Below are 10,912 nucleotides of genomic sequence, written 5' to 3' on the forward strand. Positions count from 1 at the left end.
CAATTTTGGTCAAGCGATCGCCATCCGCATCGGTTAGGACTCCCGGCAAACATCGCACCGGGAGGATCGACCTTGGCCGCACCGCAATGGACGTTCGCAACCGCTGTCGACACAGCGAAGGCGTTGGCAGATCGTCAGATCTCGTCGGTCGAGCTGACCAAGCTCGCCATCGACCGCATCGAACGTCATGACTCCGAGATCAACGCCGTCTGCGTGCGCGATTTCGAGCGCGCGCTCGCTGCCGCCGACGCCGCCGACGCCGCGCTGGCGCGCGGCGAACGGCGGCCCCTGCTCGGCCTTCCGCTCACGGTGAAGGAATCCTACAACGTCGCCGGCCTGCCGACGACCTGGGGTTTTCCGCAGCACAGGGATTTCATCGCGGCCGAGGATGCGCTGACGGTGACGCGCGTGAAGGACGCCGGCGGCATCGTGCTCGGCAAGACCAACGTGCCGCTCGGGCTCGGCGACTGGCAGAGCTACAACGACATCTACGGCACCACCAACAATCCCTACGATCTCGGCCGCACGCCAGGCGGTTCGTCAGGCGGATCGGCCGCGGCCCTGGCGGCCGGCTACGGCTCGCTGTCGCTCGGCTCCGATATCGGCGGCTCGCTCCGGGTGCCGGCGTTTCATTGCGGCGTCACCGCGCACAAGCCGAGCTACGGCCTGGTGGCCTCGCGCGGCCATACGCCGCCGCCGTTTCAGCCGCTGCCGGGCGAGGCCGACCTCGCCGTCGTCGGCCCGATGGCGCGCTCGGCCGCCGATCTGTCGCTGCTGCTCGATGTGATCGCAGGCCCCGACCCGCTCGAGGCCGGCAAGGCATATCGCCTCGACCTGCCGCGGCCGCGCCACGGTCGCCTGCAGGATTTCCGCGTGCTGGTGGTCGCGAGCGATCCGCTGCTGCCGACCGACAACGCCGTGCGCGGCGCGATCGAGCGGCTGACGGCCGACCTCGCACGGGTCGGCGTGAGCGTCACGACGGACAGCCCGCTGCTGCCGGACTTCGCCGCAGCGAGCCGGCTCTACATGCGCATGCTGCTCGGCTTCATCGGCGCCACCATGCCGGCGGAGGTCCACGCCGGCGCCAGTCACGCGGCCGCGCAATTGCCGAAGGAGGCAGCGAGCCTCGCGGCCGAGCGGCTGCGCGGCATCGCGCTCAGCCATCGCGACTGGGTGCAGGCCGGCGGGGCGCGGGCGCGGCTACGCGCGCAATGGCGAACGCTGTTCGAGCAGTTCGATGCCGTGATCTGCCCGATCATGCCAACGCCGGCCTATCCGCACGACCATTCGCCCGACCAGGAGCAGCGCCGCATCAGCATCGACGGCGTCGAGCATTGCTACACCGATCAGCTCGCCTGGCCGGGCATCGCCACCTTGCCCGGACTGCCCGCCACCGCGATTCCGCTTGGACTCGCCGACGGCCTGCCGGTCGGGGTGCAGATCGTCGGCCCGTTCCTCGAGGACCGCACGCCGCTCAAGCTCGCCGACCTGATCGAGCGCGAATTCGGCGGCTTCGTCCCACCGCCGCGGTTCGCGAACTAGTTCGCGATCGGGCTTATTCAACAACGCCTCGCCAAATTCCGCCGTCGTCCTACATCGTCATGGCCGGGCTTGACCCGGCCATCCATCTTGCAGAGAGGCTGGATGCCCGGGTCAGGCCCGGGCATGACGGGTAACTAATAGGCAGACCCGCCGAACCTCATCACCTGCCTCACACCCGACCACCCACCTCACGCATCGAACATGATCACGCTGCGCAGCGTCTTGCCTGCCTTCATGTTGGCAAAGCCCTCGTTGATCTCCGACAGCTTCAGCTTGGCGGAGATCCAGTCCTCCAGATGCAGCTTGCCGCGCAGATAGAACTCGACGAGGCGGGGCATGTCGACGCGGAAGTGGTTCGAGCCCATCGACGAGCCCTGGACGCGGCGCTCGCGCAGGAAGTCGAAGCCGTGCAGCTCGATCTTCTGGCCGAACGGGATCATGCCGACGATGGTCGCGGTGCCGCCCGGCGCCAGCATCGCGAACGCCTGCTCGGCGGTCTCCTTGCGCCCGAGCACCTCGAAGGCGTGGTGCACGCCGCCCTTGGTGAGCTCGCGCACCTGGGCCACGACGTCGCCCTCAGTGGGATTGATGATGTCAGTCGCGCCCAGTTTCGTCGCAAGCTGCAGCTTGGCCGGATTGGTGTCGATGGCGATGATGCGGCCCGCGCCCGCGATCTCGGCGCCGTTGATCGCAGCCATGCCGACGCCGCCGCAGCCGATCACGGCTACCGTCTCGCCGGCCTGCACCCGCGCCGTGTTGACGACGGCGCCATAGCCGGTGATGACGCCGCAGCCGATCAGCGCCGCGAGATCGAGCGGCATGTCCGGGCGGATCTTCACGATCGCGTTCTCGTGCACCAGCATCTGCTCGGCGAAGGACGAGAGGTTGAGGAACTGGTGCAGCTTCTCGCTTCGTCCCCATGACAGCCGGTTGGAGGCGCCGGGCGGCATCTTCACCGTCGTATCGGTGCACAACACCGGGCGGCCCGTGGTGCAGTTGTCGCAGGTGCCGCAGAACACGGACAAGCACGTGACGACGTGATCGCCCGGCTTCACATAGGTCACGTCGGCGCCGACCTGCTCGACGATCCCAGCCGATTCATGGCCGAGCACGGCGGGCAGCGGATGCGGATACAGGCCTTCGATGAAGTGCAGGTCGGAATGGCAGAGACCGGCAACCGCCGTGCGGATCAGCACTTCCCGCGGCCCCGGCTTGGGCACACTGATGTCCTCGATCACCAGCGGCTTGTTGACCTCCATCAGCACGGCGGCTTTCATTGGCGTTCTCCCGATCTTGTTTGTTGTTGGTCGCGGCAAGCCTACGCCGCTGACAGCAGTTCGCCAACCTCCTCCATGTCAGCGGTACGTTCGCCGAGCAGCAGTGTCGCGATGGCATCATCCATCCTATTTTCCGCGAGCCGGAACGGATCGGACGGCGTCAGCCGGTGCGCGACGATGAGCTTCGCCAGCAACAGCCTGCGCGCGTCGCCGCGCATCGCGTGGATGCGCCCGCTTTCCCAAGTCGTCGAGACGGCGCTTGCCACGTGATACAGCAGGCTGGTGGCGCGGCGCGCTTCGGACTCGTTGTCGGCGCGTCCCGCGACCTCGCGCGCAAAGCCCACGGCACGATCCACGAGTCGATGCAGCTGATCGCGCCAGGCCTGCGGCACGACGGCGCTGTCGTCGAGCCGCGCATGCAGGTCGGCTGCCAGCGCGGCCTCCGCACCGTGCCGGCCCACGGCGCGCTTCAGCGCATCGAGCGCGACGATGTTGCCGGTGCCTTCCCAGATCGAGCCGAGATGGGCGTCGCGCAGCAGCCGCGCGGTCACGAACTCCTCGACATAGCCGATCCCGCCGCGCATCTCCAACGCATCGCCGCAGACCTTGCGCGCGTCGCGCGTGGCGCGGAATTTCAATGTCGGCGTCAGAATGCGCAGCAGCGCCGCGGCATCCTGGCTGCCGGCCTCGGCACGGTCGAGCGCGTCGGCGGTGAGGAAGCTCAGCGACAGCGCCTGCTCGGTCGCGAGCAGGATCTTCAGCAGTTGCCGCCGGCCGAGCGGCAGGTCGACGATGCGTTTTCCGAACACCACGCGGTTGCGCGCGACCGTAATTGCGTCGTGCCAGGCCCGCCGCATCAGCGCCGTCGACTTGACGCCGTTGGAGAGACGCGACGAGTTGACCATCTCGGCCATCTGCACGAAGCCGCGATCGAGCCTCCCGACCGCATAGGCGACGGCGCCCTCCAGCTTGATCTCGCCCGAGGCCATCGAGCGCGTTCCGAGCTTGTCCTTCAGGCGCACGATCCGATAGTGGTTCTGGCTGCCGTCATCGAGGAAGCGCGGCATCAGGAACAGACCGACGCCGCGCGTTCCCGCTTCGGCACCTTGCGGCCGCGCCAGCAGCATCACGACTTTCGCATCGGCATTGGAGCAGAACCATTTCTCGCCATGCAGGCGCCAATGGTCGCCCTCCGGGACGGCGACCGTCGTCAACGTGCCGACATCGGAGCCGCCCTCCTTCTCGGTCATGAACTGGCCGCCCTGGGTCAGCTTTCTCATGTCGGTCTGGGTCAGGCCATCGAGGTACTTGGCCTTGAGCCCGTCGCTACCGAAGCTCGCCAGCAGCTTGGCGCATCCGTCGGTGACGTTGATCGGACAGCCCAGCCCGAACTCCGCCTGGTTGAACAGGAAGGTGAAGGCGTGCTTGGCCGTGACCGGATACTTGGTCGGCCAGCCGAGAATGCCCTTGCGGATCGACATGGCGTGAATGCCGAACTCGCCAAAGGCGGCGCGCTCGAGCTCGCGATAGGCCGGATGGTACTCGACCCACTGCACGTCGCGGCCGAAGCGGTCGCGCTGGTGCAGCACAGGGCCATGGCGGTCAGCCAAGCGGGCGCATTCGTCGAGATAGGAGCCGGCGAGCTCGCCGAGACGGTCGAGATGCGGCACGAGGTGCCGAAACAGCGCCTCGGGCAGATGGATGCGCAGGAGATCGGCGAGCGCGGGGTCGGCGCGATAGAAGTTCAGCCCGGTGGTATCGGGCGCCAGCAGCTCCGGCCTTGCGCCGCCGGTCATCACGTCATCGCGCCTCAGGAACTGATGCATGATCGTTAAGCCCTCGTTCGTTTCCGCAAGTCTCTGATGGACTCTTCGACAGGTTGCGCCTGATCGGATACACAACAGGCAGCGGCGTGCGCCGAACCGGGAGCAGATCCATGACCAATCAGCCGACGGAGGTTTATCGCATCTTCGGGGCGGAGATGTCGCCCTATTCGGTCAAGGTGCGATCGTATCTGCGTTACAAGGGCATCCCGCATCATTGGATATTGCGCAATGCGGAAAGCGAGGCGGAGTTCGCGCGGCACGCCAAGCTGCCGATCATTCCGCTGGTGGTCGCCCCCGACGAGGTGCCGATGCAGGACTCGACGCCGATCATCGACGCACTGGAGCTCGACTTTCCGCAACCCACGATTCATCCCGGCGACGCGCTGACGAGCTTCATCTCGGCCTTGATCGAGGAGTTCGGCGACGAGTGGGGCAACAAGTGGATGTTCCATTATCGCTGGGCGCGCGATCTCGACCAGCGCGCCTCGGCCGGACGCATCGCCCGCATCCGCGCCCCCAGGGCGGACGAGGCCGAGTTGGGCGAGCTGGCCGAGAAGATCCGCGCGCGCATGGTCGAGCGGCTGTGGTATGTCGGCTCCAACGAGATCAACGCGCCGCAGATCGAGCAGGGCTTTGCCGAAATGCTCGACCTGCTCGAACGGCATCTCTCGGTCAGGCCATATCTGTTCGGCCACCGTCCGGCCTACGGCGATTTCGGACTGTGGGGCCAGCTCTACGAGCTGTGGACCGATCCGACGGCCGGCGCCCTGATCGAAGGCCGCGCGCCGCATGTGCTGGCCTGGATCCACCGCATGCTATGGCCGCGCGCCGAAGGCGAGTTCGAGCTGTGGCCGGAACTATCACTGACCTTGATGCCGATCCTGACCCGCCAGGTCGGCGCGCTGTTCATGCCATGGACGCTCGCCAACGAGCAGGCACTGGCCGAGAACCGCAGCGTCTTCCGCGTCCATTTCGGCGACTTCACATGGATGCAGAAGCCGCAGAAATATCACGCGCGCTCGCTGGCGATGCTCCGCGGCAAATACGCTTTCCTGCACGATCGCAGCCGGCTCGATGTCGTGCTTGAGGAGATCGGCTGCCTCGCCGGATTGCAGCCGCGTCCCACCTGAGGACGCGCGGCAAAATTGTGGGGACGAGCCGTAGGAAGTCGGCCGCCGGTGCACTAGCTTGATGTCTGCGGACGCTTTGGCCCAAGGACATGCCCATGGACATCCCTGCCTACAAGATCGCCCTCATCGTCGGTGCCGGCGAGGGGCTCTCGGCCTCGCTGGCGAGGCTGTTCGCGCGCGAGAAGATCCGCGTGGCGCTGGCCGCCCGCAAGATCGAGAAGCTCGGCGCGCTCTGCAACGAAACCGGCGCCCGCGCCTACCCCTGCGATGCGACCAATCCGGAGGAAGTCGAGCGGCTGTTCGGCATCGTCGAGCGCGAGATCGGCGCGCCTGATCTCGTGGTCTACAATGCCAGCGCGCGGGCGCGCGGAGCGCTCACCGATCTCGTGCCGGCCGACGTGCAGCAGTCGATTGCCGTCAGCGCCTTCGGCGGCTTCCTGGTGGCGCAGCAGGCGGCACAGCGCATGCTGCCGAACAAGCACGGCGCCATCCTGTTCACCGGCGCCTCCGCCAGCGTGAAGGGCTACGCCCAGTCGGCGCCGTTCGCGATGGGCAAGTTCGCGCTGCGCGGCCTCGCCCAGAGCATGGCGCGCGAACTGTCGCCGCAGGGCATCCACGTCGCGCATTTCGTCATCGACGGCGCGATCAAGAGCGCAGAGCGTCAGGAAGCCGCGGAGCGCCCGAATTCGATGCTCGATCCGGATGCCATCGCCGCAAGTTATTGGAGCGTGCTGCAGCAGCCACGTAGTGCCTGGAGCTGGGAGATGGAGCTGCGGCCGTGGGTGGAGACGTTTTGAGAAGTTGATGTTCCGTATGACGTGGGCAAAGACGCACCACGATCACCGTCATTGCGAGCGAAGCGAAGAATCCAGGGCGGAGCAAGGACTCTGGATTGCTTGGCTTGCGCTCGCAATGACGCGGATCGATGGTCGCTTCATAGCAATTGTGATCGCCCGGCTCGACCGGGCGATCCAGTACACGCAACTGACAGCTGGTGACACGGTGAGGCCGCGGCGTACGGGATGCCCCGCCTTCGCAGGCATGACGTCATTTGATCTCGGACGTGGCGACTTGCGGCTCGCGACCGACCACGCGCAAATCTGCCCCCACTGAATGAGCCACCACTCCGCTTAGACCCTTCTCGAACCGCACCAGGGTCCAATCGTCCGCATGCGGCTTGATCGCGAAACCGGCCTTGCGGGCCAATGCAATCATTACGTCGTTGGTACGCAGCGCATCGCCCGACAGGGTCACGCCACCCAACGCCAGCGCGCGTTCTTCCAGATTCGCGATGAGCGCCGGACCGATGCCGTGGCCTTGCCAGCGGTCATGGACCGACAGGCCAAACTCGACACGACCGACGCCGCGATCGAATGCATAGCGCGCCTCGGCCACGATGGTTTCGACACCTTCATGGTCCATCGTCGCGATCAGGCTGTAGCGGTCGTTGCGGCCGAGCGCGACGAAATCCTCGAGCACCGCCTTTGGCAGCTCGTTGAGTGCGCCGAGGAAACGCTTGTGGCGCGAGCGTTGGCTCAAGGACCGGACATAGCTCTGCAGCGCCTCGGCGTCGTCAGATGTGACGAAGCGCAGGCGCACCTCCTCGCCACGCCGCGTGTGAATGATGTTGGAGCCGGCAGCTAGATCGGCAATGGCGGGCGTCGGCATGCGCGGCTCCAACCGGGAAGCTTGCCGGCGCCCTCCTTTGCGGAGCGGCACCGGCGCGGCGGGATGAGTAAGGGGGATCAACCCCGCCAGAACGGCTTGTCGATCTCGGCGGCGATATCGCTGCGGGACAGACCGAGGTCGTGCAGGTCGCGCTCCGACCATTGCGCCAGCTCGTGCCGTGTGCGGTAGCGGAAGCGCCAGGCGGCGAGCAGCTCCACGACGCCGGACCAGAACCCCGGGCCATGATGTTTCGTCATTGACGAGGAGACGTAGATGGACATGAAGGCCTCCTGAAAATTCCTTGAGGCTGCAATATCGAGCGCTTGCGCTTCATCCACAAACGACATTTACTACCGTTTCGGATGAAATAACGTCATGAACCGGGGAGGCCGTGAATGGCCCGACTGCCGTCGCTGAATGGATTGCGGGCGTTCGAGGCTGCGGCGCGGCATCTGAGCTTCACCCGCGCGGCCTCCGAGCTGAACGTGACGCAGACCGCAATCAGCCATCAGATCAAGCGCTTGGAGGACGAGCTCGGGCTGCGCCTCTTCGTCCGCCAGAACCGTAGCCTGGCGCTGACGCCGCAGGCCCGCGACTATCTCCCGCTGGTGCGCGCCGCGTTCGACGATCTCCGGCTGGCAACGGAACGGCTGGTCCGCAAGGACAACGCCAAGGTGCTGACGGTTTCCACCATCGCCTCGCTGGCCGCCAAATGGCTGCTGCCGCGGCTGACGGCCTTTCAGGAGGCCCATCCCGGCATCGACGTGCGGATCACGACGTCGACCGGCCTGGTCGATTTTCGCAAGGACGACGTCGACGCCGCGATCCGCTATGGCCGTGGCCATTGGCCGGGCGTGCGGGCGGAGTGGCTGATGGCCGACGAGCTGTTTCCGGTGTGCAGCCCGGCGCTGCTGCAGGGCGACAAGCCACTACGCTGTCCGGAGGACCTCGCACATCACACGCTGCTGCAGGTCAGCGGCGGCTATGACGACGACTGGCGGCTATGGCTGACCGCGGCGGGTCTGCCGGTGGAGATGTCGAGGCAGGGTCGGCTGAGCTTCGACCTGTCGCTGATGACCGTTCAGGCCGCGATCGACGGGCTCGGCGTCGCGATCGGGCGTACGGCCTACGTCCAGGACGACATCGCCAAGGGCCGGCTGGTGGTGCCGTTCAAGATGACGCTGCCGAGCGATGCCGGGTTCTATCTGGTGACGCCGGAGGGCCGGACCGATCCGCCGAAGCTGAAGGCGTTCCGGCAATGGCTGAAGGGTGCAATGCAGCAGAAGTCGGCCGCCGCCAATTCTGTTCAGGCCTAGGGCGCCTTGAGCGCAAAGCTATTGGCCGCCAGGGCTTGGCGTGGCAGATTGTCGCACCTTTCCCCTCGGCCGGCGTAGAAATCCTCCGCACGAGCCTCTCGACGGTAGGAGTTTCCCCGCGTGTCCTCAACGTCAATCCCGCAGCCGGCTACGATCCATTCGCGCATCGGCGCGATCCTGCGCGCCACCAGCGGCAATTTCCTCGAGCAGTTCGACTTCTTCCTGTTCGGCTTCTACGCCCCGATCATCGCCAAGGCGTTCTTCCCATCGGAGAACGAGACTGCATCTCTGCTCAATGCCTATGGCGTGTTCTGGCTCGGCGCCCTGATGCGACCGGTCGGCGCCATCGTGCTCGGCGCCTATGTCGACAAGATCGGCCGGCGCCAGGGCCTGATCGTGACGCTCGGCATCATGGCGATCGGCACGATCGTCATCGCATTCTGCCCGACCTATGCGACGATCGGCATCGCGGCCCCGATCATCGTGCTGCTCGGCCGGCTGTTGCAGGGCTTCTCGGCCGGTGTCGAGCTCGGCGGCGTGTCGGTCTATCTGTCCGAGATCTCCACGCCCGGCAATCGCGGCCTCTACACCTCGTTCCAGTCGTCCAGCCAGCAGGTCGCGATCTTCGTCGCGTCGGTCATCGGCTACGTGCTCAACCAGGCCATGCCGGCGGACATGGTGGCCGCCTGGGGCTGGCGCATTCCCTTCTTCATCGGCTGCCTGATCATTCCGCTGATCTTCTTCCTGCGCCGCACGCTGGAGGAGACGCCGGCCTTCCTCGCGATGAAGAAGCACCCGACCGCGCGCGAAGTATTCGCCTCGGCGCTGGAGAACTGGCGCATCGTGATCCTCGGCATGATGATCGCGGTGCTGACCACGACGACGTTCTACTTCATCACCGTCTACGGTCCCGGCTTCGGCAAGCAGCTGAAGCTGTCGGCGGCGGATTCACTGCTCGTCACTTTGCTGGTCGCCGTGACCAACTTTCTCTGGAATCCGGTCGGCGGCGCGGTGTCGGATCGGATCGGACGCAAGCCGGTGCTTGTGACCATCGCGACGCTGGCGTTCCTCACCGCCTATCCCGCCTTGCACTGGCTCGCGGCGGCGCCGAGCTTCGGCAAGCTGCTCGCGGTCGAAATGCTGTTCTCGTTCTATTTCGGCGTCTACAGCGGCACCATGCTGGGCTGCCTGGTCGAGATCGTGCCTGCGCATGTCCGCACCACCTGCTTCTCGATCGCCTTTGCGCTGGCGGCTGGGCTGTTCGGCACCGCGACGCCGGCGGTCTCGACCTGGCTCATCAACAAGACCGGCGACAAGGCCTCGCCCGGCTACTGGCTGATGTGCGCCGCCGTGCTCGGTATCATCGCAGCGATGACCGTCTATCGCGGCGGCCGCCAGGCCGTCGCGGCGCGCGAGCCGATCATTGCGTGATCGCTGCGAGGGGCAGCGCCTTCCTTGGCGCGCGCTTTCGGCGCATGATGGTGGGGAATGAACAGCAGCCGGCAGCGGCGGGTGTCGACGCTGCCGAAGGATGAACGCCATGCAGCACCTCATCGCTGTCGCCGAGAAGGTCGCGGCGCGGCTGATCGCCAAAAAGCAGACCATTGCCGTTGCGGAATCCTCCGCCGGCGGCCTGATCGCGGCGGCGCTGCTCGCGGTGCCCGGCGCCTCCGCCTATTTCCTCGGCGGCGCCGTGGTCTATACGCGCGACGCCCGCCGCGTGCTGATGGACATTCCGGGCGAGGCGATGAAGGGCATCCGCTCGGCGTCGGAGCCTTATGCGGAGCTGCTGGCGCGGCAGATCAGGACGCGCTTTGCGACTGATTGGGGAGTGTCGGAGACCGGTGCCGCGGGTCCTGCCGGCAATCGCTACGGCGACGCGGCGGGACATGCGTGCTTCGCGGTTGCGGGGCCCGCGACCGCAGTCGTCACTCTGGAGAGCGGCCACAGCGACCGTTTTGCCAACATGCAGCTGTTCGCGAAGAGCGCGCTGGAGCTGTTACTCAAGAAACTCGACGAATAAACCGCTGTCGTCCCGGGCAAGCCCGATGACGCGCAGCGTCGGCGGGCGCCGACCCGGCAACTGTTATGTTGATGGAGTGATCGCATAAGGTTTTCGGTCGCGCATCATGGCATTCAGGATGGTTAGAAGC

General features: G+C 66.3%; 10 protein-coding genes. 6 read left to right on the forward strand and 4 right to left on the reverse strand.

Annotated features, from left to right (window positions below):
* The first annotated feature begins 72 nt into the window (after positions 1-72).
* A complete protein-coding gene (locus tag QW887_RS19470; RefSeq protein WP_316194833.1) occupies positions 73-1,542 on the forward strand; it encodes an amidase in 1,470 nt (489 codons plus the stop codon).
* Positions 1,543-1,730: 188 nt separating this feature from the next.
* Here QW887_RS19470 and QW887_RS19475 read toward each other — a convergent pair whose 3' ends face one another.
* Positions 1,731-2,819, reverse strand: a complete 1,089-nt coding sequence (locus tag QW887_RS19475; protein WP_316194834.1) for a Zn-dependent alcohol dehydrogenase — start codon at positions 2,817-2,819, stop codon at positions 1,731-1,733.
* Between the two features lie 41 nt (positions 2,820-2,860).
* Entirely contained in the window at positions 2,861-4,645 is a 1,785-nt protein-coding gene (locus QW887_RS19480) for an acyl-CoA dehydrogenase family protein (protein ID WP_316172697.1), read from the reverse strand.
* Positions 4,646-4,755: 110 nt separating this feature from the next.
* On the opposite strand from QW887_RS19480, the gene QW887_RS19485 reads away from it, so the two are divergent.
* Both QW887_RS19485 and QW887_RS19490 read left to right on the forward strand, forming a co-directional pair.
* Positions 4,756-5,775 (forward strand): glutathione S-transferase family protein, encoded by a 1,020-nt coding sequence (locus tag QW887_RS19485; protein ID WP_316194835.1) that lies wholly within the window; start codon positions 4,756-4,758, stop codon positions 5,773-5,775.
* 95 nt (positions 5,776-5,870) lie between these two features.
* The gene (locus QW887_RS19490) at positions 5,871-6,572 is read left to right on the forward strand and encodes an SDR family NAD(P)-dependent oxidoreductase (RefSeq protein WP_315713724.1); all 702 of its coding nucleotides are present in this window, start codon (positions 5,871-5,873) and stop codon (positions 6,570-6,572) included.
* Positions 6,573-6,822: 250 nt separating this feature from the next.
* Here QW887_RS19490 and QW887_RS19495 read toward each other — a convergent pair whose 3' ends face one another.
* Complete coding sequence (locus QW887_RS19495; RefSeq protein ID WP_316194836.1) at positions 6,823-7,443, reverse strand: GNAT family N-acetyltransferase; 621 nt, start codon at positions 7,441-7,443, stop codon at positions 6,823-6,825.
* Between the two features lie 77 nt (positions 7,444-7,520).
* Positions 7,521-7,724 carry a DUF1127 domain-containing protein gene (locus QW887_RS19500; RefSeq protein WP_315713722.1) on the reverse strand — a complete coding sequence of 68 codons (204 nt, stop codon included), beginning with the start codon at positions 7,722-7,724 and terminating at the stop codon, positions 7,521-7,523.
* A 114-nt stretch (positions 7,725-7,838) separates the two neighbouring features.
* Between QW887_RS19500 and QW887_RS19505 the strand changes: the two genes are divergently transcribed.
* The 3 genes from QW887_RS19505 (at position 7,839) to QW887_RS19515 (ending at position 10,782) form a co-directional block, all read left to right on the forward strand.
* Positions 7,839-8,759, forward strand: coding sequence for a transcriptional regulator GcvA (locus QW887_RS19505; protein WP_315713721.1), 921 nt, complete (start codon positions 7,839-7,841; stop codon positions 8,757-8,759).
* Between the two features lie 120 nt (positions 8,760-8,879).
* Positions 8,880-10,190 carry an MFS transporter gene (locus QW887_RS19510; RefSeq protein ID WP_316169565.1) on the forward strand — a complete coding sequence of 437 codons (1,311 nt, stop codon included), beginning with the start codon at positions 8,880-8,882 and terminating at the stop codon, positions 10,188-10,190.
* 109 nt (positions 10,191-10,299) lie between these two features.
* Complete coding sequence (locus tag QW887_RS19515) at positions 10,300-10,782, forward strand: CinA family protein (protein ID WP_316194837.1); 483 nt, start codon at positions 10,300-10,302, stop codon at positions 10,780-10,782.
* Positions 10,783-10,912: the final 130 nt, after the last annotated feature.

This window comes from Bradyrhizobium sp. SZCCHNRI3052, from assembly GCF_032484895.1.
Classification (GTDB): domain Bacteria; phylum Pseudomonadota; class Alphaproteobacteria; order Rhizobiales; family Xanthobacteraceae; genus Bradyrhizobium.